Here is a 24,072-nt window from a genome sequence, read left to right as displayed (position 1 = left end):
CCCGGATCATCTAAGGACAGGGGCAAGACACCCGCGCCCACAGCAGCTGGCCCCCCGGCACCTACCACCCGAGACCACCAACAAGATAACGGGTGTCTCGGTGGGCGTCACGCTCGCGGTGCAGCCACCGCGACCACCGATGACGCCCGGGAGCCGGGCTCTGCTCGGGAGGCAGCACGCAGGTGATCCGGGAGGCCCGTAGGTGCCTCAGTTCCTCAAGCCGCCCCGACTCCACGGTTCGCCCGTCCTTGATGATGGTCACCGAGTCGCATAGGCGGTCGACCTCGGCCATGACGTGGCTCGACATGAGCACCGTGCGCCCCTGGCCTGCCGCGTACCGCACAGCCTCGACGAACACCTCCGCCTGGAGCGGGTCGAGTCCGGAGGTCGGCTCATCGAGGATCACCAGGTCGCACGGCGCGGCCAGCGCGGCCACGAGCATGACCTTCTGCCGGTTGCCCTTGGAGTAGGAGCGGACCGGTTTACTAGGATCCAGGCGGAAGGCCTCGATGAGGTCGGCCTCGCGCGCCCGGTCGCGCCTGCTGCGCAGGGCGGCGAGGGCATCGAGGGTCTGCGCCCCCGTGAGTGTGGGCCACAGCGCCACGTCACCGGGAACGTAGGCGCACCGACGCGTGATCCGCTCGGCGTCGTAGTGCGGATCCATGCCCAGAACCCGCACCACCCCGCTGTCGCGGCGGTACATGCCCAGAAGGACGCGGATCGTCGTCGACTTCCCCGCACCGTTGGGGCCCAGGAAACCATGGATCCGCCCCGTCTCCACCTCCAGGTCGAGACCGTCGAGCGCCCGGAAGGAGCCGAAGGTCTTGACCAGTCCTGAGACATCGATGATGGGGGAGCGGTGCCGAGTGGACAGCACGGACGCTGTAGGGGAGGCTGAGATCGTTGGCATGACCCCAGGGTGAGGTGTGACGCTGTGTCGTACGCAAAGCCGACGTGGCAGCATCCAGGCAAGTGCCGCTTACTCGCTCGGGCGCCATCGATCGATCGCGGTGAGGAACTCCCGTTCCAAGGTCTGGGTGAGTCGTGTGTCGGGGTAGCCGGTAGTGGTGATGAGGCGGAAGAGCGCCTGTACCGCCTCGGTGTCGACGCTGTTCGCCAGGGCCGCAAGGTGCTCAGATGTCAGCCGAGCCTCCAATCGGGACACCATGGCCCGTGCGCGCTGCTCGATCTGCGCGTCTGACAGTTCGGCCGGATCCTGGGAATAGAGGGCCAGTGACTCGGCGTCGTAGCGAGGATCTGGGTCGACGAAGAGGAACTCTGCCTCCGGCGGCATCTGACCCCTGTAGCAGGCCAGGTCGGTCAGGTCCCGCTCCTTGCGCACAGCGCAACGGGTGGCCTCATCGGGAGCGGCCTGCTCCAGCCGGTCGAAGAATGCCGCCATACGCGGGGACATCGGTGAGACAGTCGAACCAGTTCTGGCTCGCTCCAGCAGGCCCGCGAGCATGTCTCTCTGTCTGGTCACCTCGGCCAGGTGATCCTCCACGGCGGCCAGGGCCCCGGCCAGGTCCTCGACAACGGAACCGGCCGCCGAACGCGCCTCAGCCGCTCCGGCCGCGGGTGCGTCGTCGATCCGCTCGACGCCGGTCGCCTCGGGCTCGTCGAGGACGCGCCTGATGGTCTCCAACGACACACCGGCCTGCACCAACCAGCGGATTCGGGAGAGTCGGGCCACATGGCCCAGGTCGTAGTCGCGCCAGCCGCCACGTTCACCGGGAATCGGCAGCAGCCCCAGCGAGTGGTAGTAGCGCACCGTGCGCACCGTCGTCCCGGTCAGCTCGGCTATCTCTGCAACGCGCATGGGGACAGTCTCACACGGTACTTGGATCATGATCCGCTCGGATCCACCTGGTGGGGGTAGACCATGGGGAGTGCGAACCGTTTGCCGGGGCATGTCCGCGTTGCTACTGTGCCCGCGTGATGACAGGCGGACCAGGCTTCGACGGCGGCAGTGCTGCACCGTCTTGCCCGTCGCAGATGGGAGGGGCTTGGTGAACGGCACGCGAGCCAACTTGCAGGTCGGCGACATGCTGCAGGGGAGTGCGGGCAACCTGTCGGTCAGAGGCTGCCTGCTGTTCAAGGAGTGGGATACTCGGGACCGCTGCTTCTACTACTGGGAGGAGTGGCAGCTCATTGGTGGCAGCAACGCCGATACCTGGGTCGAGCTCGATCATGACCCCGGTGAGATCCTCTTCTACGAGCCCGTTCGGCTTCAGGAGGCGATTGAGCCGTGGGCCCTGGCCGTTGGTCAGAGACTGCAGCTGACGATCAGCGGCGCCCCGCACCAGGCTCTCGTCGAGGAGGTCACCACTGGCACGCTCGAGAACGTCATCGGCTCTCCGGTGTGCCCCCTGAACATCGGCGAGATCATGACCTACGTCGAGCTGCGGCTGACAGACCCGGCCGGTGTGACCAGCAGGCTGACCATTGACAGCCACCGTTTCCGTGACCTCCTGGCTTACCGCAAGACCACTCTGTCCAGTGCCCAGCAGAAGCAGCTCTTCGGGCGCGTCCTCTACAACAGTCGACCCGTCGGCGGCGGAGCGGGTCGGAACATCGGTTGCGCTCTCGTCGGTGCCATCGTCAGTATCGTGCTCGCAGTCGGGCTGTTCTCCTCGTGCTCCAGCAGCAGCCGTTCCAGCGGCAGCACTGACTCCACCAGCACCTCGGACTCGAGTTCCTCACGGACCTATCGCCACCGTCCGGTCTACGGAGGTGGCGGCGGGGGAGTTGGCAAATAGCCCTGACGTCCCATCAACGGCGGCGTGCCGGCCACGCGTTTTCGGTGCCGGGTGAGCATGAATGGGGACCTCGCCCCGTTTGTCGGGTGTCTGCCTCGTTGCTACCGTGCTCGCGTGAGTGCGGTGAGCCTGTGTTCTGTCAGCTACAAGATCAGTGGGGCCGAGCCGCATGCGCTCAACGATCTCTCTACCGTTGAGTCGATTCTTCTCGACGCCGCCCGGGAGACGGGACTAACAGTCGTCTCCAGTACCCACCACCGGTTCAAGCCCCAGGGGCTCAGCGCCGTCGTCATCCTCTCCGAGTCGCATATCGCCGCCCACACCTGGCCCGAGTCCGGCACCGGCTACGTGACGCTCACCAGCTGCCGCACGTTGACCCCTGTGCAGATTGAGGCCGTGGGGGAGACGGTGCGTCAGCGGCTTCAGGCTCAGCAGGTGATCAGCTCGGGGACCACGCTGTGAGCATCAGGGGTGATCTGAGAGTCGGCGAGACGCTTCGGGGTTCCTTGAGGAAGGAGAGTCACTCCTACACCGTCATGGGTCGAATTATCCTGAAACGACGGGATCAGCGAGGTCGGCGCCTCATTCGGTGGGAGCAGTGGCGCCTGATCGACGACAACAGCAAGGAGATCTGGCTTGAGATCAATCGAGATGCCAATAAGGTCATTCTTCACGAGCCGGTTCCTATTCAGCCGATGATCGATCCGTTCGCGCTCGAGGTCGGTCAGACCCGGCAGCTGAAGGCCAATGGCCAATCTTATACTGTTGAGGTCAAGGACATATACCGAGCCGATATTGACCACGAGGCTGGAACCATCCCACATCTGACAGGAGCTGTTGCCACAACGATATGCGCCGAACTTCGGGTCAAGGGGGCGAGGAAGCAGCTCTCCAGTATCGTGATCGATGAGCATCGCCATCGGAAGCATGAGGCATATCGCACAACGGCCCTATCGCCTGAGCAACAGTCCAAGATCTTCGGCCGACCCGTGTACCGGCCGTGGTGGGTGCCAGGTGTCATGAGGCGACTTGGCCGGTGGCTCTCCTCGGTGAGTCCTGGCCTTCGGGGCAGTTGGAAGTCACCTCTATTCTGGGTCATTCCGTTTCTCATTCTGATGGCGATCCTCGAGTGGAATGATGATGACGGTTTCAATCCTGCGGGAGACGGTTCCTCTTTCCGGAACCGCTCGGTCTACGGGGGTGGAGGCGGCGGCGTCGGAAAATAGTGAAGAACTCGGATACTCATCCTCTCACCGGTCATACACGAAGGAGAAGACATGTCGCTCATGACCATCGCCCACCACTCAACGGTCGACCTCAACTGGCAGTCCCTGCTCAGCACCATCGTCTACGCGGTGCTCGGAGTCGTTCTGCTCATGGTGTTCGCACTGCTCGTCAACCGCATCTTCCGTCTTGATCTCAGGCGTGAGCTCATCGAGGACCAGAACATCGGCCTGGGGCTCGCCTTCGCAGGTACGGCGGTGGCCATCGCCATCATCATCGCAGCCACCATCCTGAGCTGAACGGCTCGCCATGACCCATGGCCTGATCGGGCGGCGGGAGAACGTCGCCCTGTTCACTGCGGCACTGCTTGCCGCGATCGGCGGGCTCATCTACGAGCTCATCCTGGGCACGGCCGCCTCCTACCTCCTGGGCGACTCCGTCCTCAGCTTCAGCCTCGCCACCGGTATCACCCTGTTCGGTATGGGGATCGGCTCGCTGCTGGTCAACCGTTTTCGTTCCGAGCCGGCGGTGGTCTTCGGAGTCAGCGAGGTGCTCCTCGGCCTCATCGGTGGCAACTCCGTCCTCCTACTGTACCTGGCCTTCGGACGTACGCGTCTGCACTGGGTCGTCTTCGGCGGTATCAGCCTGACCATCGGCATCCTCATCGGCCTGGAGATCCCGCTGCTGGTGCGGACCTTCGCCGCCTTCGGGCACCGCTCGACCAGTGAGCTGCTCGGCAAGGTCATGGCCATCGACTACTTCGGCTCACTGGTGGCCTCTCTGGTCTTCCCCCTGGTGCTCCTCCCACAGCTCGGCCTCATGCGTGGGGCCTATCTGGTCGGGGCGCTCAACGTCCTGGTCGCGATCCTCGTTCTGCTCCAGGTGCGCACACCTCGCAAGATCCTGTGGGCGGCCACCGTCGTCGTCGTGGCACTGGTCGGCATGTTCGCGGCCGCCAACCGCATCGAGCGCAGTGTGGAGGCGCTGACCTACAACGACCCGGTCGTCTACTACCAGCAGACCGCGTACCAGAAGGTGGTCCTCACCGACTACCAGAACGACCTGCGCATGTACCTCAACGGCCAGCTCCAGTTCTCCAGCCTGGACGAGGCCAGGTACCACGAGACCCTGTCCGCCAGCGCCATGACCTCGGTGAAGGATCCCACCCACGTCCTCGTGCTCGGCGGCGGTGACGGTCTGCTGGCGCGAGAGATCCTGCGTTACCCCAGTGTCAAGGACGTCACCGTCGTGGACATCGATCCCGGAGTCACCGATCTGGCTCGGAGCAACCGCCTGCTCAAGGACCTCAATCAGGCCTCCCTGTCCGACCCCAGAGTGAGTGTCGTCAACGACGACGCCTTCACCTATGTCCGGGATTCCGGCACCACCTACGACGTTGTTCTCGTCGACCTGGTCGACCCCTCCAACGAGAGGCTCGCCAAGCTCTACTCCACCGAGTTCTACCGGAATGTCGAGACACGGCTGGCACCCGAAGGCGTCATGGTCACCCAGGCAACCTCCACCTTCTTCTCGCCCCACGCCTTCTCCACAGTGGCCAGCACCGTTGCGGCTGCCCAACCGGATCGCCAGATCCTGCCCTTCTCAATCAACATCCCCTCCTTCGGGGAGTGGGGCTTCATCCTGTCCACCAGGACGCCGCAGAACCTCATCAGCCAGCCACTGCCCGAGGGACTGACCTACCAGGACCGGAAGACCCTGGAGTTCATCATGCGGACCAAACCGGCCCGTACTGAGACCATGGAGCCCTCCACTCTCCTGCATCCGCGGATCGTCGAGGTCTACAACCGAGACATGCGGCAGTGGCGCTACTACTGAATCCAGGAAGAGGCGGCGAAGCCGGTTCGGCTGAATCGTTCCGGAAGCGACTTCGCCGTTACCCGGTTACCGCACCGAGCCGGCTGTCCTATCTCATCTCAGGATCCTGATGGTCAGCCAGGCCGCGATCCCAGCGATCACCACACAGCTCATCAGGGACACGATGACCGCCATGCCGAGGATGAACAGATAGAGCATCGACGTCAGCGTTGCCAGCCAGATGAGTACGATGCGAGCAGCAGGAGGAAGTGCCGTCGCCAGGCATGCTCCGGCGGCCATGGTCACCAGCCCGCTGACAGCGAAGGACATGAAGTCGGGGTCAGTGACGTTGATGGGCTCGAGCGCCCCTCCCCAAATGATGATGAGGAGGCCGCAGACGACCAGGCAGAATCCGGCGATGTTTCGTCCGCTCAGTTGCAGCCGGGGCGACTTGTCATGGTTCGTTGTTGTCATATTGCAGCTTTCCTTTCGATGGTGCGATGCGCAGTTATCGCCAAGGCGTCTGTCGCTATCTGTTGTTTGCCGAATCCGCGAGCTCGCGTCCCCAGCTGCGGGCGTCGGTCTCCTCGCCACCGGCCAACGGACCCTTGCTCGCTGTGACCACGAAGCTCCTGACCGACGTCGTCTCCCGACCCTGATGACGCCGCAGCGCCTTGGCAATCGCCTTGGCCGCTGAACCGCTGAGCCAGCCCTTGGAGATGACCGTGTCGAAGGCGGCGGCGTCGGTGGATGCCGGGATCGCCGTGGTCTCCAGCCATCCGCCGATCCCATGGGGTGCCTCGCCTGGCTCCGTCTGCTCACAGGCCTTGGCTCGCGTGGCCGAGGTCGGCATGCCCCGGTTGTGGGTGGGGGCTCCCAGCACGAGCAGATCCAGGTCTGCGGGCAGGGTGCTCGGAGCCTGGGAAACGTCGACGACCTGAGCCTCGGCCCCGCCGTCAAGCAGCCCAGCCGCGACGGCCTCGGCGATGGCCCGGGTATTGCCGAAGTAGGACTCAACAATGATGAGTGCCCTGGTCATGGTGTCCTCCTGAAGGCCGGTACCAGCGATGTTGCTGGTGACATGTGCGTCATGAACCCACTGTCGGGTGTGACGCCACGTCGCACGCAAACGGGGTCCGCCGCTCAGAAGGCGACGGGCCCCGTCAGATCGAGGAGACCGGTGAGGAGGGGAGACGAGTAAGAGCGATGAACGACGTCGCCGCGTCCGTCTCAGAGTTGGGAGGCGTCGACGGCGAAGGTGTTGCAGGCCTGCACCGAGCCGGTCTCCATCCCAGTGGTGAACCAGCGCACGCGCTGCTCGGAGGAGCCGTGGGTCCAGGTGTCGGAGTCGACGTGCCCCTTGGCCCGCTCCTGGATGTGGTCGTCACCCACGGCCTCGGCCGCTCCCAGCGCACCGCTGATCTCCTCACTGCTGGGGCGGTTGAGGAAGGGCTGACCGGTCTCCGGGTCGGCGGTGGAGGAGGCGTGGTTGACCCAGATTCCCGCGTAGCAGTCCGCCTGGAGCTCCAGACGCACCGAGTCCGACGTCGCGCCGCTGCCCGAGCGGTCGGCCTCGGCCATCTGGCCACTCAGGTGCTGGATGTGGTGGCCGAACTCGTGGGCCACGATGTACTCCTCCGCCAGAGGAGTGTCAGTGGCACCCAGGGAACGCTCCATCTCGGAGAAGAAGCTCATGTCCAGGTAGACCGTCTGGTCTCCCGAGCAGTAGAAGGGGCCCACGGCCGAGGATGCGTTGCCACAGGCCGAGGAGATCTGGGTGCCGTCCCACAGGACGAACTCGGGCTTTGCGTAGGTGATCCCAGCCTGGGCGGGCAGCTGGTCCGTCCATACTGCGTCGAGGGACTCGGCGGTGGCTACCATGCGGCACTGGGTGTACTTGTTGGCGCTCTCCCCGCTGGTGCACACGGAGGTATCGATCGACGAGGCCGTCGGCCGCGTGGCCCCATTCTGCTGCTGCGCCCCCAGCATGGAGGACAGGTCCACGCCGGTGAGCTGGGAGATGAGGACGACGGCGATGACAGTCAAGATCGAACCGCCGCCGATCATGGCGCCCCGGCCGCCGCCGGAACGGGTCTGGACCCGGTTGGGATCGATCTGGATATCGCGGTTGAAGGACACGGATCACCTCTGAGAACACGCCTGCGACCAGGCTGGGACTGCCCCCCCCACGCTACCGTGAGACCACCCGCCGCGCGAAGCAGGGGCGCCCGGAGGCTGTTGCCATCGTAGGGCGCGCGGTATCTGCGACACTCGTGTCAGCCGTGCCGGGGTAGCCTGGCGCTGTGCTCTACGACCTGCTGTACAAGACCGTCCTGACCCGCATTGACCCTGAGCTGATCCACGATGTGTGCATAGACGCGATCGAGCTGACCGGCAGGGTTCCCCTCGTCAGGGACGTGGTGCGCCAGATGTGGGGGCGCCGACCGGCCTTCCCCGTCCCCTCGGCCAACCAGGGCGGACCCTTCGCCCGCCCCGTCCCCGGCGTGCTTGGGCTGGCGGCCGGCATGGACAAGGAGGGGCAGGCCGTCGAGGGTCTGGACATGCTCGGCTTCGGCTTCATCGAGGTCGGTACGTTCACCGCTCACGCTCAAGGCGGTAACGACAAGCCCCGCATGTGGCGCTACCCGCAGATGCGGGCTGTGCGCAACCGCATGGGCTTCAACAACTCCGGTGCCGATGAGGCCGCCAAGCGTCTGCGCGCTCTGCGTCGCACGCCGCGGGGACGCGCGATCGTCGTCGGGGCCAACATCGGTAAGACCAAGGTGACGCCGCTGGAGGACGCGGTTGAGGACTACCGCTACTCGGCCAACGCGGTGGCCCGCTGGGTCGACTACCTCGTCGTCAACGTCTCCAGCCCCAACACCCCAGGGCTGCGCAGCCTGCAGAGCGTTGAGACGCTGCGCCCTATCCTGGAGGCGGTGCGCGAGGCCGCGGACCACGCTGCGAGAAGGCATGTCCCGCTCCTGGTCAAGATCGCCCCGGACCTTGCCGATGAGGATCTCGACGCCGTCGCCGACCTGGTCCTGGATTTGAGACTGGACGGGGTCGTGGCCACCAACACCACCATCGACCACGACCTGGGGGAGGGAGGCCTGTCCGGAGCGCCTCTTCTGCCCCGTGCCCTGGAGGTCGTGCGCCGTCTGCGCAGCCGGCTGGGGGAGGAGCCCACCATTATCGGCGTCGGCGGCATCTCCTCCATCATGGATGCCGAGCTCATGCTCGACGCCGGAGCGGACCTGCTCCAGGCCTACACGGCCTTCATCTACAACGGCCCAGCCTGGCCAGGTCGTATCAACCGGGCCCTGGCCACCGGATCCGCCGCCCGGGTCGTGCGCTGAACCCCATTCCGGTCGGGAACGCACTGGAACGGATCAGGAGGGGTACCGGCCCCGCTTCGCCAACGCGGCGGGGCGGCGCCAGCGTCGCAGCATGAAGCAGCGCGACATGATGTAGAAGAAGATCGATCCCTCGTTCTTGACCCGCTCGGCCCCGAACTTCTCGTTGAGACGGCGGCGCAGACGCACCCAGCACCAGACGGCGTCGGCGATCGCCAGCAGCATGTAGCCGTTCATCACCAGCACGCCGTAGAAGCTGACTGCCGGGTAATGGGGCAGGACATAGTTGAAGGCGAAGGAGGCAATGAGCAGGACGAAGACAATGGGCATGAAGAACTCACCCAGGCTGAGACGCGCATCGACGTAGTCGCGGACGTAGCGCTTGACCGGTCCCTTCTCCCGGGCTGGAAGGTACCTCTCGTCACCAGTGACCATGGCCTCGTTCTGGCGCTTCCAGGCCTCGTCGCGGGCCGCACGCGCTTCCCGTTTGGCGGCCTGACGGTCCTTGGGGACCACTGGGTGCAGGTTCTTGGCCTGCTGGTCCTTGCGCCTGGGGGTGGGGCGTCCCTTACCTCCGGGCTTGGAGACGGGCTCGGCCGCAGGCTCCGGCTCTGGGGTCTGGCTGCGCTTCTTGAACAGGCTCACGGTGCACAGACTAGCGGCAGCGGCGCGATACCCTGAAAACCATGATCACCGTTGATGCCGTGCGCACCGCCGTGCACACCTTCATGCCAGCCATCATCTCCGACCTGACCGACCTGGTCGCGATCCCCTCGGTCTCCGCCTCCAGCCACGACCAGTCCCAGGTCCAGCGCTCCGCCGAGGCCGTGGCCGCGCTCCTGCACGACAGCGGCCTGGACGCTGAGATCCTCTCCGTCCCCGCTCCCGACGGAACCCCCGGCAGGCCCGCCGTCCTGGCTTACAAGGCCGGTCCCCAGGGAAGCCCGCACGTCCTGCTCTACTCCCACCACGACGTCCAGCCCGTCGGTGACCCGGCCGGCTGGAACCAGGCCGACCCCTTCACCGCCGAGCGCCGCGGTGAGCGCCTCTTCGGACGCGGCACCTCCGACGACAAGGCCGGCGTCATCACCCACACCCACGCCCTGCGCACCCTGACGTCTCTGACCGATGGCGAGCTGCCCTGCTCGGTGACCGTCTTCATCGAGGGCGAGGAGGAGGTCGGCAGCCCCTCCTTCGAGAGCTTCCTGACCACCTACCGCGACCGGCTCGCCTCCGACGTCATCGTTGTGGCCGACTCCTCCAACTGGAAGGTCGGCACCCCGTCCCTGACCACCCTGCTGCGCGGCGTCGTCCAGGTCGACGTCCGCCTCGACATGCTCGATCACGCCCTTCACTCCGGCCAGTACGGCGGTCCGGTCCTGGACGCCGCCACGGCCATGTGCCGCCTGGTCGCCTCCTGCCACGACGAGGCCGGTGACGTCGCCATCGCCGGGCTGGTCAGTCGGTCGCAGGCCGATCCGGACTTCCCGGGGTATCCGGAGGCCGACTTCCGTGCCGACGCTGGGGTTCTCGACGGTGTCGAGCTCGTCGGCACCGGTGACGTGACCGCCAGACTGTGGACCAAGCCCTCCCTGACTCTCATCGGCATGGACGTCACCCCCTTGGACCTGGCCGGAAACGTCCTGATCCCCTCGTGCACCGCCCGCCTCTCGCTGCGCATCGCTCCGGGGCAGGACCCCGCTGAGGCGCAAGGGGCCCTGGTCGCCCACCTGGAGAAGCACGTGCCCTTCGGCGGCCGGCTGACCGTCAGCGGCCGTGAGGCCGGTCCGGCCTTCGACGGCTCCGAGGCCACCCCCGCCTCGCAGGCCGCTCACTGGGCGCTGTCCACCGCCTGGGGCACCGAGGCCGTCAACATCGGCCAGGGCGGTTCCATCCCCTTCATCGCCACCCTCAAGGAGACCTTCCCCGAGGCCCAGGTGCTCGTCACCGGCATCGAGGACCCCGACACCCGCGCTCACAGCGAGAACGAGTCCATGCACCTGGGCGAGCTCGAGCACATCGTGGTCGCCGAGGCCCTCCTCCTGGCCCGCCTCGGTGAGGCTATCGCCTCATGATGGTGACCGCCCACCGAATCCGCTGCCTGGGAATGAGCACGTGAAGGTCCTTCTCGCCCCCGGTGGTCTGTGGCCCGAGCCGGCCGCAGTACCTCTGGCCGGCTCGGACCACGGTCTTGCAGCCGGCCGCGTCGCCGCCTGTCTGGCGCGCGGCTGGCACACGGTGCGTCCCGACGACTCTCTGACGCTGGCACCCATGGCCGACGGCGGCCCGGGCTCTGCTCAGATGATCGCTCCGGAGCGCATTGCCTCCCGTGAGGTCGTTCAGGGACAGGGGCCGCTCGGACAGGTCCGCGAGGTGGACCTGGTGCGCCTGATTCCCATGCCCACTCATCTCGGTAGTCGGCGTCCCGGTGCGGGTGGGACCTGGTTCCTCGACGCCGCCCGTCTCCTGGCGCTTCCCTTAGATCCCGGCGAGGGCGCCCAAGAGGCGCTCCAGGGAAGCACCTACGGTCTGGGGCAGGTCATCGCCACCGCACTGCGGCGCACCCGTCCCTCCGACACTCTTCTGGTCGGGTTGTCGCGATCGGCCGTCCACGACGGCGGGGCCGGGGTACTCGACGCCCTCGGTGGTGCCACTGCGGCCATGGACCTGCTCGCCGGCCGCAGCCTCGGGCTGGTCCTGGCCGACGATGTCGCCCTGGGAGGCATGAACGGCGTCGGGGCGGCTCTGGCGGAGGTCACCTCCTTGAGCCCCGAGCAGGCCCAGGAATTGGACCGCCGCGCCTGTACCGCGGCCGCTGAGGCCGTGAGTGCTGCTGATGCCGTCGCAGCGCAGCTCTCCTCCGACAGGCAGAGGATGCTCCCCGTCATCTCGGCGCTCGACGACGCAGCGATGCCTTCGTCCGCCGCCATGGACTCGGGCGGTCCGCCTCGTCTGAGCACCTCGACCTGGGGAACCGGTGCGGCCGGGGGCGGTGCCATGGTGCTGCGTGCCCTGGGGGCCTGGGCGCGGCCCGGAGCCCGTGTCATGGCGGAGATCCTCGGCCTGACTGATGAGGCGCTCGGCCAGGACCTGGTGGTCACCGCCTCGGGTGAGCTCTACGATGTCCTGACCGACAGCATTGTGGGCGTCGTCGGACAGTGCGCCGCCTCGCAGGCGCTGCCCGCCGTGCTGGTGTGCGGACGGTGCGCCACCACCCGCGGTGAGCTCGCCGGTGCGGGCGTCTCCAACGTCTACAGTCTTCAGGAGCCCCACGCCGTCGAGTCCTGGCATGCCGTCGACTCCGACGCGCTGGAGAAACGCCTGACGGACATAGGCGCCCGGCTGGCCCGCACGTGGTCGCGCTGAACCGGCGAGCACTGCCTTTGCCCCGGTTCTCCGACGCCGCGGTGTTCGGGGACGCGGGCGGGGCAATCGCGGGTCAGTCGATGGGGACCGCGGCGGTCGAGTCGCGCACGATGAGGTCGGGGGCGAAGAGCATCTCGGTGTCCGTCGGCCGTTCCCCGTCGAGCTGGGCCAGCAGCGTGGACACCGCAGCACGGCAGATGGCGTCCACGGGCTGGCGCACGGTGGTCAGCGGCGGATCGGTCATGGGGATGAGCGGGGAGTCGTCATAGCCGATGACGGAGACATCGTGCGGCACGGACCTGCCGGTCTGACGCACCCCGTGGACCACGCCCAGGGCCATGACGTCCGAGGAGCACACGATGCCGGTGCAGCCCTGCTCAAGCAAGTGCAGTGCTGCGCTGATACCACCCTCGTAGGTGTAGAGCGTCTCCACGATCCTCAGCGGCTCGTCGGACAGGCTCTCGTTCATGGCGTCCTCGTAGCCGGAGCGCTTGCGCTGAGCCGGGACCATGCGAATCGGCCCCATGGCGAGCCCGATGCGCTGATGCCCCAGGGCTATGAGATGGTCCACCGCCATCCGGGTCGCCCGGCGGTCATCGGTGGCAAAACCCGGCGCCCTGATGGTCGGAGCGTTGCCGTTGACCGTCACCAGTGGCACGCCGCGCTCACGCAGGCGCTGGTAGCGGGTGACGTCGCCGGTGGTGTCGGCATGACGTCCGGAGACGAAGATGATTCCGGCGACACCGCGGTCCACCAGCATCTCGATGTACTCGTCCTCGCTGATGCCGCCGGGTGTCTGGGTGCACAGCAGCGGAGTGTGTCCGGAGGGGGCCAGGAGCTGCTCGATCTGCTGGGCGAAGAGAGGAAAAATCGGATTGCTCAGTTCCGGCACGATCAGCCCCATGAGGCCCTGGGAGGCCTGGTGCACGGACTCGGGTCGCTCGTATCCCAGGATGTCGAGCGCTGCGAGCACCTGCCGCCGAGTCGAGTCGGCCACATTGGACTTTCCATTGAGTACACGCGAGACGGTGGCGGTGGAGACGCCCGCCTGGTCAGCGATGTCGGTGAGAGTGAGTCTCTGTGGCATGAGTGAATCCTACGAGGATCAGTGAAGGTATCGGAGCCTCTTTGAGTGAACCGCCGGTGGCTCACCGCCAGGCCCTCCAACCGCAATCATCGCAGACCACGCGCTGTTCTTGTGAATCAGGAGCGGCGACAAGGCGTTGCCCGCCCCTGATCCCGCGCTGTCGGGGGTGAACCTGGAGACTCGTAGCTCTTGCTCAGCACTTGACAGCGCCCGAGATCGAGCCGCCGACGATGTAACGCTGCAGATACTGGAACAGTGCGATCACCGGAGCCATGGCGAGGACTGCGCCGGCGGCGAAGATACCCAGGTTGTTGGAGCGATCGCAGACAAGCATGCCGTAGAGCCCTACCGCCAGGGTCTTCTGGGAGTTGTCGGTCAAGATGATCGATCCCAGGAGGAACTCGCTGATGACACCGACGAAGGCCAGCAGGAAGGCCGTGGTGATGATCGGTTTCAGCGTGGGCAGCAGGATGATCCTGAAGACCTGCCAGTGGGTGCACCCGTCGATGGTGGCCACCTCATCGAGCTCCCGCGGGATCATGTCGAAGGTTCCTTTGATGAGCCATACCTGGTCCAAGGCCCCACCCACGAGCGCCAGGCTGTACCCGGCGAGCGTGTTGAGGCCGAGGAAGGGGACCACCTGGCCGGAGATCATCGTGTAGATGGCGATCATGGACAGGATCGCGGGAAACACCATGATCAGGAGCAGGGCCAGCAGGCCCCGCGGCGCCCTGTGAAGCGGAAGCGGGAGAAGGGCATATGGTTCTCAGCGACAAGGGCGTTCTCGGAGTGCTTGGACACGGTCTTGGAAGAGGTACTCATTGTGATTCTGTTCTTTCCGCGATCGACTCGGGTCAGTTGACGTCTTCGAGCTTCTTAATGGTTCGGAACTGCAAGGCGGCCAGGACACCGGTCACAGCGAACAGGATGACCGAGACGGCCGAGGCGAATCCGAAATCGGAGCCGGAGCGGCCGAAGGCGATGCGGTAGACCATGGAGATGAGAGTGTCGGTACCGTCGCGCGTGTACTCCCCGGCGGGGAATGGTTCGCCCTCGGTCAGTAGCTGGATGGCGTTGAAGTTGTTGAAGTTGAAGGCGAAGGTGCTCACCAGCAGAGGGGCGACAGCAACCAGGAGCAACGGGGTGATGATGCACCATGTGGCCCGCACTCCGCTGGCACCATCCATCTTGGCTGCCTCTTCGATGTCCTCTGAGATGGACTGAAGCGCTCCGGCGCACACGATGAACATGTAGGGGAATCCCATCCAGGTGTTCGTCAGCAGAACGGCGATCTTCGCCATGGTCGGGTCGGACAGCCACGGGATGTTGAGGTGCAGCATCTGGTTGATGAGGCTGAAGTCCTGGTTGTAGAAGTTGGACCAGACGAGCAGCGAGATGAAGCCGGGCACGGCGTAAGGCAGCAGGAGGAAGGAGCGGTAGAGCTTCTTCCCCTTGATGCGATCGTCATTGAGAGTCAGGGCCAGGAAGAAACCGAGACCGAATGTGAGCACGACCGAGCCGAGGGCGAAGATGACCGTCCAGGTGAGGGCCTTGAGGAACTGGGAGGCCAGGTTGCCTTCGCTGAAGAGACGGGCGTAGTTGGCCAGGCCCACGTTCTGCTTCCAGGACTGGGCCGGGTTCTCGCCCTTGGCGTTGACGAAGTGCTTGAACAGCCCCACCTTCTTGACCGAGCAGACGTCCCCGGTCGCGGTGTTGGTGATGGTGTCGGAGGACTTGCGTACACCATCTGCTTGATGCCCTCGAACGCGGATCTGACGCCCTGGACCTTGACCGTGGTCTTATCGGAGAAGGGAACCGACATGGAGGTGATGTCCTCGTAAGCGGCGTTGATCTGCCTGGGGGACAGGGGCGTGTAGCCGCTGGCCCTCACCACCCCGTCCTCGACGGTGACGGTGGAGGCGTCGACCTCCCCGTCTTCTTTCCATCGCTTCCCCGCAGAACTCGTTGGTCTTCGGGTTGACCAGGAACAGCGGGAAGGGGCCCTGAGAGACATCGCCGTCGGTTGCGACCGACAGTCCGTAGGTGGGGGAGTCTTCCGTGTGAACCATGGAGTTGTTGGTGATGACGGTGATCGCCTCCTCCTTCGCCCCGCGGTAGCCGTCCCCGAAGTGGGTGAAGGAGGTCTGGATGGTCAGGACGATCGGGATGATGAGGAAGACAATCAGGAAGGACGTGCTTGGAAAGAGGTACTTGGCCGGTACGAACCGCTTGGTCGAGTACAGCAGGAACATGGCCGCCGTGGTGAGGAGGACGACTCCCAGCCACAGAGGCCGCGAAGGTCATGTCCTTGGCGGCGTCGGCCACGAAGGTCTCGGCAAAGGCCTTGTTCGTACCGCTGGAGGCCACGTAGAAGCAGTTGACCCCCAGGAAGGGGCGGGCCTGGCTGCCCTCAATGTCCCCGAAGCCCGGGATCCGGGTGAGTTGGTAGTCGATGCCGGCCTGGTTGGCGGTCACGAAGTTGGGCTGCAGGTCGTTGGTGACGATCTGGACCGCGACCGAGATGCCCTGCTTGTCACCGGTTGAAACAGTGTGGCAACGGCGGCCATGGTCAGGAAGGATCGACGGGAGGGTGCCACAAGGATTCTCCTTCGAGTCAGATACGGAGGTGAGAAGATCCCCGCTTGGCACCACGATTCAACCGGTTGTTGCAATGAATGCAGTAGTCTGTCAAATTGTGTATAGATGCGATTCAAGTCACAGTTGTGGCTTCCAGCCAAGTCGTCGTCGTCGGCGGGACGAGTGGGCGCCCCTCCTCCTGCCGCAGGGGCTGGGACGACAGCAGCACCTTGGCCTCAGTCGGCAGGGTGACGGGGGAGTCGGAGGTGTTGACCAGGACCAGTACACCGCGTACCAGAAAGGCGAGGGTCTGGGGCGGGCACCACTCCAGGCCGGTGACGAAGGCCAGGGGAGCGCAGGCGAGGTTGTACTCGTGGCGCACATGAGCCGCATACCGCACAGTCGCGGCCGGAGACCCGAACTGGGATGACTGCACCAGGGCGTGCTCAGCCACCATGCCGGCCAGCTCCAGGGGGGCGGTCGGCTTGTCGGAGTCGGACAGGGCGATCTCATCGCCCTGTCGCAGGTAGAGCGAACCGGGAAGAGCCAGCATCATGGCCTGCAGTGCCAGTCCTCGATGCAGCCGTTCGTCGTGGTTGACGGAGTACCAGCGCTGGCCATCCCCTGGATCCAGGTGCTCGGACAGGATGTGGGGAGGCAGAAAGCGCCAGGTGGAGGGCGCGCCGAAGCGGTCGTGCTCGTCGAGGGACCGGGTCAGGTGGGAGGTGAGTGATTCGGCGTTCCAACGCGTCAGAGTCAGGCAGTCATCGCGTAGGTGGTGCACCCAGTCGTCCTGCAGGTGATGGCGCAGCGAGTCCGGGTAGTCGGCGGTCACATCGGCACCGATGATGCCCTCATCCACGTACTTGGCCAGCTGGCCGTGCAGCATGGCGCAGTAGGCGCTGAGGCGGTCCAGCCGAATCTCGTTGGTGACCTGAGGCGGCACGATCGTTCCCAGATCGATGCCGACCGCCCCGGCCTGGAGATAGGCCTCCGAACGGCGCAGCAGATCGTCACCGGCTCCTTCGAGGCCGGTGACGAAGCTGGTGGTCTGCTTGGCGTAGGGGCCTGTGATCGGACCGAGCGCGCCGGAGATCCGCACAATGGTGCGTAGCCCTTGCTCGCCCGCCTTGTCGATGAACCGGCGGATCGAGTCCGTCTCAGAGCCGACGTCCAGCAGGCTCGGGCGGATGAGAACCGCATCCATGCCCAGGTAGAGGGCGTGCTCGATGATGGGGGCGGTGCGATCCAGCTCGCCGGCTCCCAGGGCGGGCGAGGGGATCTCGTAGACCAGCGCGTGGCGCCACCACTCTTCCGGACCGTCGTAGGGCCGGTGAACGAGGGTAGTGGTCGTGGTCACGGCAGGTGTCTCCCTTCCGCTGGGTTCATGCCCAGGAGCGTCACTTCCAAGAGTGGTTCATCGTTGTCTGGAGGGGGCGTGGCGACCACTTGCTGAGGAGATCGGATGCCGTTGCTCCCTTGGGCCGGTGTCGGAATGGTGACGTCCATGGTAACCCGCTTCTGCGCTACCTTGTGACTATGTCAGTGCAGAAATCTGGATCCGAGCCTGTGAGTATCGACGGACACGACACTCTTGGCCTGTCCGGGTACCGATCGCAGGACGCTGAGCGCTTTGTCCACGAGCAGGCGAAGAATCCCCAGCGCACTCCTTTTGAGCGCGACCGGGCCCGAGTCCTGCACTCCTCGGCACTGCGGCGCCTGGGCGCCAAGACTCAGGTGCTGGGGCCATCGGCCGACGACTTCGTGCGCACCCGGCTCACACACTCTCTCGAGGTGGCGCAGGTGGGGCGCGCCCTCGGTCAGGCGTTGGGATGCGATCCCGACGTCGTCGACGCCGCCTGCCTGTCCCACGACCTGGGCCATCCACCCTATGGGCACAACGGAGAGAAGGCACTCAACGTCGTCGCCCGTCAGATCGGGGGCTTCGAGGGAAACGCCCAGACCTTTCGGATCCTCACCCGCCTGGAGCCCAAGACCCTTGATGAGACCGGTCGCCCTGTGGGCGTCAATCTCACTCGGGCCAGTCTCGACGCCGTCGCCAAGTACCCCTGGCTCAGGGGACGGGGTCCGGGTGGTCCGAGCGGGCGCAGTGCGCGCAAGTACTCCGCCTACGACGATGACGCCGAGATCTTCACATGGATGCGCCAGGGGGCGCCGGAGGGCAGACGCTGCATCGAGGCCCAGATCATGGACCTGTCCGACGACGTCGGTTACTCCGTCCACGACGTCGAGGACGCCATCGCCCTGGGGCGTATGGACCCGGCCTGCCTGACCGATGCCCGCGAGGTTGACGAGCTGCTCGAGGCCACGAGGGCCTGGTACGGGACTGATCTCAGCACCGACGCCCTGGGGGCGGCCTTCGAGCGGTTGTCCGGCCAGCCCTACTGGATCCGCTCCTACAACGGCTCGGTGGCCGACGCCGCGCGCCTGAAGAACCTCACCAGCGAGATCATCGGCCGCTTCGTCTCGGCAGTGGCCACCGACACCCGCCAGACCTACGGCGGCGGCCCTCTGACCCGATACGAGGCCGAGCTCGTCATCCCCGGGCAGACCGCCGCTGAGATCCTCCTGCTCAAGGGCATCGCGGTGCGCTACGTCATGGAGCCCCGGGAGCACGAGCCTGTCTACCTGCGCCAGCGCACCCTCATCTTCGACCTGGCCGATGTCTTGATGACGAGCAACGGAAAGGGGATTGATCCCGTCCTCGCCGATGCCTGGCACCAGGCCGAGACCGATGATGAGCGCCTGCGGGTGGTCGTCGACCAGATCGCCTCTCTGACGGACACCTCCGCACGCGCCTGCCACGCCCGGCTGTGCGGCATGTTCTCCGAGGTGTAGGGGCGCTCAGCAAACCCGGGCCGCAGGATATTGGTGCCCTCGCCTACGATGGCCCTGTGGTGGGACTGATCAGGCGCGAGGACATTGAGGCGGTGCGTGAGCGCGTCCGGATTGAGGACGTCGTCGGCGAGCACGTCACCCTCAAGAGCGGCGGGGTCGGCTCGCTCAAGGGGCTGTGCCCTTTTCACGATGAACGCACGCCCTCCTTCCACGTCCGTCCCCAGCTCGGCTACTGGCACTGCTTCGGCTGCGGTGAGGGCGGTGACGTCATCACCTTCATCGAAAAGATCAACCACCTCGGTTTCGCCGAGGCCGTCGAGTACCTGGCGGACCGCACCGGGGTCCAGCTGCGCTATGAGGAGGGCGGTGCCGTCCGGCGCGGCGTGGAGCCGGGAACCCGTCAGCGCCTCATGGACGCCAACCGGCTGGCCGAGGCCTGGTTCCGTGAGCAGCTCGCCATCCCGGAGGCTCAGGCGGGGCGCGACTTCCTGACCTCTCGGGGCTTCGACCGCCACGCCGCCGCGCACTTTGGCGTCGGATACGCCCCCACCGGGTGGGACAACCTCGCCCGCTACCTGCGCGGCGCCGGCTACACCGAGGCCGAGCTGGTCGACTCAGGGTTGTGCAGCCGAGGTGGGCAGGATGGGCGCCGAGTCTACGACCGATTCCGAGGCCGACTCATCTGGCCCATCCGCGATGTCACCGGAGCCACCGTCGGCTTCGGGGCCCGCAAGCTTTCGGAGGATGACCAGGGCCCCAAGTACCTCAATACACCGGAGACGCCGGTCTTCCACAAGAGCCAGGTGCTCTACGGGCTGGACCTGGCCAAGCGGGAGGTCGCCCGCTCCCACAGGATCGTCGTCGTCGAGGGCTACACCGACGTCATGGCCGCCCACCTGTCCGGGGTGACCACGGCCGTGGCCACGTGCGGGACCGCCTTCGGCGCCGACCATGTGCGGGTCGTGCGCCGTCTCCTGGGGGACGTCGATGACCCGGCGGCGGGCGTCGTCACCGGCCAGGGGCGCGAGGCCCGCGGAGGTGAGGTCATCTTCACCTTCGACGGCGACGCCGCCGGCCAGAAGGCCGCCCTGCGTGCCTACGCCGAGGACCAGCGCTTCGCCACCCAGACCTTCGTGGCCGTCGACCCCGGAGGTCTGGACCCCTGCGACCTGCGTATGAAGGAGGGGGACCAGGGCATCCCACGTCTGCTGTCCAGACGGGTCCCGTTGTTCGAGTTCGTCATCCGCACCTCCTTGTCCCACCTGGACCTGGATACCTCCGAGGGCCGGGTGCGGGGACTGCGCTCAGCGGCGCCGGTCGTGGCAGGTATCCGGGACCGAGCGCTCAAGCGCGAGTACACCCGCCGGCTCGCCGGATGGCTGGGACTTCCCGACGCTGAGGTCCACAGCGCCGTCAGGGCCGCCGGGCGGCGAGGCCCACAGCCTCCCGCAGCGCGCGGTGGGCAGTGGCCGGCCGACGAGACAGCCGGTCCCGACGCCGCGACTCCGGTACGGGGCCTGCCGCCGGTGACCGATCCCGTGGAACAGCTCGAGCGCGAGGCCCTGGCCGTCATCATCCAGTTCCCGGTGGCGGCTCACCGGGCCGGTGCCGATGAGCTGGGGGCTGACTCCTTCGGCCAGCTCACCCACCGGGCCGTCTATGAGGCCGTCGCCGCCGCCGGAGGCACCGGAGAGGTGCCGGGGCTGGTGCGGCAGGCGGTGGCTGCCGGCATGGGGGAGCAGGAGGCTCAGCGCCGAGCCACGTTGCGCTGGCTTCAGCAGGTGCGTGACGGGACCATCGGCCTGGTCGAGGCCGCCATCACCGAGCTGGCGGTGGCCCCGCTGCCACTGCCAACCATCCGGGGGCGCGGCACGGAGGTCGATGTCTCGGGGCTGGATCGCTACGCCAAGGGCGTGATCAGTTCCCTTGCCGTCATGGGCATCAACCGACAGCTTGTCGAGATGCGCTCACGCCACCGGCGGATGTCCCCGCAGGATGAGGGCTACCGCGAGCTCTTCTCCCAGATCGCCGCCCTTGAACAGCGCCGTATGCAGATCCGGCAGGGAGCCTGACGCCTGCCGGTCGCCCACCGGGCAAAACAGTGCGGGTAGCCTAACGGGCATGCTGAACCTGCGTCGTCGTCAAGGCTCAACCGTCCGCTCCATCACCACGCTGCCCCTTGAGATGCGTGAGCAGCTGCACCAGCCCGTCCTGGGCGCAGTTCCTCTGGACGAGGACGGCTCCGCATGGGCAGCGACCACCGCTGATGCCCTCGTCGTCTTCAGCGGGAGCAGCAGGCCCGATCACCACGCCTGGGACGAGGTCGAGCAGGGGACCTGGGACGCAGATGAGCGGACCTTTACCCTGAGGTGGACGGATATGGATCGTGACGACCTCATCCTGCACGTCCCGGTAGGGATCCGCGACGGCGACACCTACGCCTCCACTGACGTCGCTCCTTTCGCCAAGGCCCTGCGCCAGCGGGTGGAGGCCGCCATTGTGCACAGCGCCGTGGCGGTGCTTCCTGGCGGCGTCACAGCCACAGCCAGTGTTCGACGCGGTGCGGACGGACACCTTTACTCCGTGACCCGGCCGACGACGTCCCAGGTCTCGGATAAGGAGGATGCTGAGGCGCTTCAGGCGCTGGAGAATCGCGTCAGAGAGGGTGTGGGGCTGCCCACACGGTAGAGTGTCCCAGGAATTGCAGCGTTTTTGACGATTTGCCGGATTCGACGTTGCCGCGGGATGTTGCTAAAGTTCACTGCGCGTCAAACGCATTCCTGCGTAGCTCAATGGCAGAGCATCCGACTGTTAATCGGACGGTTGCTGGTTCGAGTCCAGCCGCAGGAGCTCGCCGGACCTCGGCCTCATCGGCCGGGGTCCCATCGTTCTCGGGGACGGGTGCGTTCCGGGTTGTCGGCGTGAGTGCGGTGCCCTCGCTACCCCGGGCGGTGAGGGCCGCCTCGGACGCGGCAGACCCGGCTGGTACGGCGGCCACGGACGCCACCACGGTCTTCGAGGTCCCCAGGTCGCCACGCAACCCGGACCACCCGACGATGAAGCCCGTTGAGCTCATCACCCGAATACTTACCAACTCCTTCCCGCCCGGCGACCTGGTCCTGGACCTCTTCGGAGGCTCGGGCTCACCCCTTATCGCGGCCGTGGACCGGATCATGGAGGTCTCGGAGCAGCGTAGAGACTCCTGGAAGCGCTTCAGCGCGCGATGCAGCGGTTGCCGACGGCGGCCGTAGGGGAAGTGCAGATGATGCCACTACCTGCATGAACTTCATAGTGGCGAGGCAGGGTTTCGCAGTCGGCAAGACACGTCCTCATGCAGGCTGCTTGGTGGCCGATCGTTTTATCGTGGATGTTACGTGTTCGTGACGAACAGTTTTCGGACTGTCGTATCCAACGATCGAGGGAGTTCACATGCAGCAGACGTTGCAACAACTGCCACTCACCCTGGCGTACATCGGCGCCGACCTGGTCGCCATCGGTATCCTGGTCGGGGCGCTCTACATCCCGCGCCACGGGCGTCGAGACCTGGTGGCCGCCTATATCGGCGTTAACGTGGGTGTCCTGGCCGTCACCCTGTTGTTGTCATCGAGCAGCCATGTCGGCGCTGGCCTGGGGCTGGGGCTCTTCGGAGTTCTGTCCATTATCCGCCTACGCTCCTCCTCGCTGGCCCAGGGAGAGGTGGCCTATTTCTTCGCGGCCCTGGCCCTCGGCCTGCTCGGCGGGATCCAGAGCCACCTACTCGTCGTCTCCATCCTCATGGTCCTCATCCTGGCGGCGCTGTGGGTCGGCGATCACCCCGGTCTCATGCGCTACAACCGCAACCAGACTGTCACACTCGACCGGGCCATCCCCAATGAGAACGATGTCGTCCTCGAGCTCGAGAGGTTGCTGGGCGCACAGGTGCGCAGTGTCGACCTCAAGAATCTCGATCTGGTCAACGACATCACCATCGTCGACGTGCATTACAAGCTTCGGTCTCAGTCGCGTGCTTCGATGCCGCCTGCCCAGCAGGACGTTTTGCTTCCGTCCCAGCAGCATGAGGCATTGCTCCCGCAGCAGCAGTCGCCGCCTCAGCAGCAGTCGGAGTCAGCCTATTAAGGCCGGCTTCAAGACAACATCACGGGACGGCGCCGACGTGGCGCCGTCCCGTTTTCCTGAAGCCTGGATCCGATCTCGACTGAGCGAGGGAAGGATGCCGTGTCCTCCTGCCCACCGCCACCCGAGTCCCTGGAGAAGGAAGCGGTCCAGTTAGCGGTAGAGGCGGATGGAGCGCGGGGCGCGTCCGGCGGCCTGAATGGAGATGGTCTAGTGAGTCCTCACCCGGTCAGGGTGAGGACTCCTCTCTTTCACTCGTGCACAGAATCCATCACAGGACCTCCAGTCGAGCTCGTCCCGGCGCAGCACGTGCGCTGCTCCACGATGGGCCGAACATGACCTGTCCACTTCAGTCATGGGAGGATGCCGCCATGGCATACCGCGACATCCGCATTATCGGCGACCCGGTCCTGCGCACCGAGTGCGACTGGATCACTGACATCGACGACTCCGTCAAGGCCCTGGTCGAGGACCTGCTCGAGACGGTCGATGAGGACGGCCGGGCGGGCCTGGCGGCCAACCAGATCGGGGTCGGGCTGCGCGCCTTCTCCTGGAACATCGACGGCGAGATCGGCTACATCCTCAACCCCAAGATCGTCGAGCTCTCCAAGGACGAGTACCAGGACGGAGACGAGGGCTGCCTATCGGTACCGGGTCTGTGGTTCCCCACGGAGCGCGCCTGGTACGCCCGGGCCGAGGGCACGGACCTGAACGGCAAGGAGGTCGTCGTTGAGGGGGAGGAGCTCATGGCCCGCTGCATCCAGCACGAGTGCGACCACCTGGAGGGTCACCTCTACCTCGACCGCCTCGACCGGAAGAACCGGGCCGCGGCCATGAAGGAACTGCGTGCTCAGGGGTTGTGACGACGCCCAGGTCGCAAGTCGGGTGGGGCAACAGACGTGACAGTCTGTTGCCC

26 protein-coding genes, 1 tRNA gene and 1 pseudogene are annotated in these 24,072 nt (G+C 66.0%); 15 read left to right on the top strand and 13 right to left on the bottom strand.

What is annotated here, in order from left to right; translation table 11 throughout:
• Positions 1-61 precede the first annotated feature (61 nt).
• Complete coding sequence (locus tag HMPREF9056_RS00550; protein ID WP_009401884.1) at positions 62-910, bottom strand: ABC transporter ATP-binding protein; 849 nt, start codon at positions 908-910, stop codon at positions 62-64.
• 69 nt (positions 911-979) lie between these two features.
• A complete protein-coding gene (locus tag HMPREF9056_RS00545; RefSeq protein WP_009401883.1) occupies positions 980-1,819 on the bottom strand; it encodes a MerR family transcriptional regulator in 840 nt (279 codons plus the stop codon).
• Between the two features lie 226 nt (positions 1,820-2,045).
• Between HMPREF9056_RS00545 and HMPREF9056_RS00540 the strand changes: the two genes are divergently transcribed.
• Positions 2,046-2,759 carry a hypothetical protein gene (locus HMPREF9056_RS00540; protein ID WP_253269878.1) on the top strand — a complete coding sequence of 238 codons (714 nt, stop codon included), beginning with the start codon at positions 2,046-2,048 and terminating at the stop codon, positions 2,757-2,759.
• A 123-nt stretch (positions 2,760-2,882) separates the two neighbouring features.
• The gene (locus HMPREF9056_RS00535; protein ID WP_034513189.1) at positions 2,883-3,221 is read left to right on the top strand and encodes an S-adenosylmethionine decarboxylase; all 339 of its coding nucleotides are present in this window, start codon (positions 2,883-2,885) and stop codon (positions 3,219-3,221) included.
• Here HMPREF9056_RS00535 and HMPREF9056_RS13970 read toward each other — a convergent pair.
• Entirely contained in the window at positions 3,188-3,679 is a 492-nt protein-coding gene (locus HMPREF9056_RS13970; protein ID WP_253269877.1) for a hypothetical protein, read from the bottom strand. The genes HMPREF9056_RS00535 and HMPREF9056_RS13970 overlap by 34 nt on opposite strands.
• A 357-nt stretch (positions 3,680-4,036) precedes the next feature.
• On the opposite strand from HMPREF9056_RS13970, the gene HMPREF9056_RS00525 reads away from it, so the two are divergent.
• Positions 4,037-4,282 carry a DUF350 domain-containing protein gene (locus HMPREF9056_RS00525; RefSeq protein WP_009401877.1) on the top strand — a complete coding sequence of 82 codons (246 nt, stop codon included), beginning with the start codon at positions 4,037-4,039 and terminating at the stop codon, positions 4,280-4,282.
• Between the two features lie 10 nt (positions 4,283-4,292).
• Positions 4,293-5,819: a polyamine aminopropyltransferase gene (locus tag HMPREF9056_RS00520; protein ID WP_009401876.1), complete on the top strand. Its 1,527-nt coding sequence runs from the start codon at positions 4,293-4,295 to the stop codon at positions 5,817-5,819.
• A 93-nt stretch (positions 5,820-5,912) separates the two neighbouring features.
• On the opposite strand, the gene HMPREF9056_RS00515 is transcribed toward HMPREF9056_RS00520, so the two are convergent.
• The 3 genes from HMPREF9056_RS00515 to HMPREF9056_RS00505 form a co-directional block, all read right to left on the bottom strand.
• On the bottom strand, positions 5,913-6,272 hold the full coding sequence (locus HMPREF9056_RS00515) for a hypothetical protein (protein WP_009401875.1): 360 nt from the start codon (positions 6,270-6,272) through the stop codon (positions 5,913-5,915).
• A gap of 55 nt (positions 6,273-6,327) precedes the next feature.
• The gene (locus HMPREF9056_RS00510; RefSeq protein WP_009401874.1) at positions 6,328-6,837 is read right to left on the bottom strand and encodes a flavodoxin domain-containing protein; all 510 of its coding nucleotides are present in this window, start codon (positions 6,835-6,837) and stop codon (positions 6,328-6,330) included.
• A 191-nt stretch (positions 6,838-7,028) separates the two neighbouring features.
• Complete coding sequence (locus HMPREF9056_RS00505) at positions 7,029-7,937, bottom strand: neutral zinc metallopeptidase (RefSeq protein WP_009401873.1); 909 nt, start codon at positions 7,935-7,937, stop codon at positions 7,029-7,031.
• 164 nt (positions 7,938-8,101) lie between these two features.
• Here HMPREF9056_RS00505 and HMPREF9056_RS00500 point away from each other — a divergent pair, with 164 nt between their 5' ends.
• Positions 8,102-9,157 carry a quinone-dependent dihydroorotate dehydrogenase gene (locus tag HMPREF9056_RS00500; protein ID WP_009401872.1) on the top strand — a complete coding sequence of 352 codons (1,056 nt, stop codon included), beginning with the start codon at positions 8,102-8,104 and terminating at the stop codon, positions 9,155-9,157.
• A 33-nt stretch (positions 9,158-9,190) separates the two neighbouring features.
• Here HMPREF9056_RS00500 and HMPREF9056_RS00495 read toward each other — a convergent pair whose 3' ends face one another.
• On the bottom strand, positions 9,191-9,799 hold the full coding sequence (locus tag HMPREF9056_RS00495; RefSeq protein WP_009401871.1) for a DUF3043 domain-containing protein: 609 nt from the start codon (positions 9,797-9,799) through the stop codon (positions 9,191-9,193).
• A 41-nt stretch (positions 9,800-9,840) separates the two neighbouring features.
• On the opposite strand from HMPREF9056_RS00495, the gene HMPREF9056_RS00490 reads away from it, so the two are divergent.
• Together HMPREF9056_RS00490 and HMPREF9056_RS00485 are read left to right on the top strand one after the other, a co-directional pair.
• A complete protein-coding gene (locus HMPREF9056_RS00490) occupies positions 9,841-11,229 on the top strand; it encodes a dipeptidase (RefSeq protein WP_009401870.1) in 1,389 nt (462 codons plus the stop codon).
• 40 nt (positions 11,230-11,269) lie between these two features.
• Positions 11,270-12,520: a glycerate kinase gene (locus HMPREF9056_RS00485; RefSeq protein WP_034513187.1), complete on the top strand. Its 1,251-nt coding sequence runs from the start codon at positions 11,270-11,272 to the stop codon at positions 12,518-12,520.
• A 73-nt stretch (positions 12,521-12,593) separates the two neighbouring features.
• On the opposite strand, the gene HMPREF9056_RS00480 is transcribed toward HMPREF9056_RS00485, so the two are convergent.
• The 5 genes from HMPREF9056_RS00480 to HMPREF9056_RS14470 form a co-directional block, all read right to left on the bottom strand.
• Positions 12,594-13,607, bottom strand: a complete 1,014-nt coding sequence (locus tag HMPREF9056_RS00480; protein ID WP_009401866.1) for a LacI family DNA-binding transcriptional regulator — start codon at positions 13,605-13,607, stop codon at positions 12,594-12,596.
• A 193-nt stretch (positions 13,608-13,800) separates the two neighbouring features.
• The gene (locus HMPREF9056_RS00475; RefSeq protein ID WP_009401865.1) at positions 13,801-14,304 is read right to left on the bottom strand and encodes an ABC transporter permease subunit; all 504 of its coding nucleotides are present in this window, start codon (positions 14,302-14,304) and stop codon (positions 13,801-13,803) included.
• 2 nt (positions 14,305-14,306) lie between these two features.
• Positions 14,307-14,429, bottom strand: coding sequence for a hypothetical protein (locus HMPREF9056_RS14840; protein WP_009401864.1), 123 nt, complete (start codon positions 14,427-14,429; stop codon positions 14,307-14,309).
• A 32-nt stretch (positions 14,430-14,461) separates the two neighbouring features.
• Positions 14,462-15,286 (bottom strand): ABC transporter permease subunit, encoded by an 825-nt coding sequence (locus tag HMPREF9056_RS14475; RefSeq protein WP_009401862.1) that lies wholly within the window; start codon positions 15,284-15,286, stop codon positions 14,462-14,464.
• A 120-nt stretch (positions 15,287-15,406) separates the two neighbouring features.
• Complete coding sequence (locus tag HMPREF9056_RS14470) at positions 15,407-15,859, bottom strand: hypothetical protein (protein WP_253269876.1); 453 nt, start codon at positions 15,857-15,859, stop codon at positions 15,407-15,409.
• Between HMPREF9056_RS14470 and HMPREF9056_RS14285 the strand changes: the two genes are divergently transcribed.
• Positions 15,756-16,151, top strand: coding sequence for a hypothetical protein (locus HMPREF9056_RS14285; protein WP_172635219.1), 396 nt, complete (start codon positions 15,756-15,758; stop codon positions 16,149-16,151). The genes HMPREF9056_RS14470 and HMPREF9056_RS14285 overlap by 104 nt on opposite strands.
• A gap of 166 nt (positions 16,152-16,317) precedes the next feature.
• On the opposite strand, the gene HMPREF9056_RS00465 is transcribed toward HMPREF9056_RS14285, so the two are convergent.
• Positions 16,318-17,544 carry a hypothetical protein gene (locus tag HMPREF9056_RS00465; RefSeq protein WP_009401859.1) on the bottom strand — a complete coding sequence of 409 codons (1,227 nt, stop codon included), beginning with the start codon at positions 17,542-17,544 and terminating at the stop codon, positions 16,318-16,320.
• 179 nt (positions 17,545-17,723) lie between these two features.
• On the opposite strand from HMPREF9056_RS00465, the gene HMPREF9056_RS00460 reads away from it, so the two are divergent.
• The 7 genes and pseudogenes from HMPREF9056_RS00460 (at position 17,724) to def (ending at position 24,019) form a co-directional block, all read left to right on the top strand.
• Positions 17,724-19,043, top strand: coding sequence for a deoxyguanosinetriphosphate triphosphohydrolase (locus HMPREF9056_RS00460; protein WP_009401858.1), 1,320 nt, complete (start codon positions 17,724-17,726; stop codon positions 19,041-19,043).
• A gap of 56 nt (positions 19,044-19,099) precedes the next feature.
• Positions 19,100-21,115, top strand: coding sequence for a DNA primase (dnaG, locus tag HMPREF9056_RS00455; RefSeq protein ID WP_009401857.1), 2,016 nt, complete (start codon positions 19,100-19,102; stop codon positions 21,113-21,115).
• Positions 21,116-21,164: 49 nt separating this feature from the next.
• The gene (locus tag HMPREF9056_RS00450) at positions 21,165-21,731 is read left to right on the top strand and encodes a hypothetical protein (protein ID WP_009401856.1); all 567 of its coding nucleotides are present in this window, start codon (positions 21,165-21,167) and stop codon (positions 21,729-21,731) included.
• 90 nt (positions 21,732-21,821) lie between these two features.
• A tRNA-Asn gene (locus tag HMPREF9056_RS00445) sits at positions 21,822-21,893 on the top strand.
• Between the two features lie 71 nt (positions 21,894-21,964).
• Entirely contained in the window at positions 21,965-22,294 is a 330-nt protein-coding gene (locus tag HMPREF9056_RS00440) for a DNA methyltransferase (protein WP_087942143.1), read from the top strand.
• 178 nt (positions 22,295-22,472) lie between these two features.
• A pseudogene (locus HMPREF9056_RS00435) lies at positions 22,473-23,069 on the top strand (DUF4956 domain-containing protein); the annotation flags it as partial.
• Between the two features lie 458 nt (positions 23,070-23,527).
• The gene (gene def / locus HMPREF9056_RS00430) at positions 23,528-24,019 is read left to right on the top strand and encodes a peptide deformylase (RefSeq protein ID WP_009401842.1); all 492 of its coding nucleotides are present in this window, start codon (positions 23,528-23,530) and stop codon (positions 24,017-24,019) included.
• Positions 24,020-24,072: the final 53 nt, after the last annotated feature.

Origin of the sequence: Actinomyces sp. oral taxon 170 str. F0386, from assembly GCF_000195595.1 — a bacterium.
In the GTDB taxonomy this organism is placed as follows: Bacteria; Actinomycetota; Actinomycetes; order Actinomycetales; family Actinomycetaceae; genus Actinomyces.
Note: the sequence above shows the minus strand (reverse complement) of the source record. Positions and strands in the feature narration are given on the sequence as shown.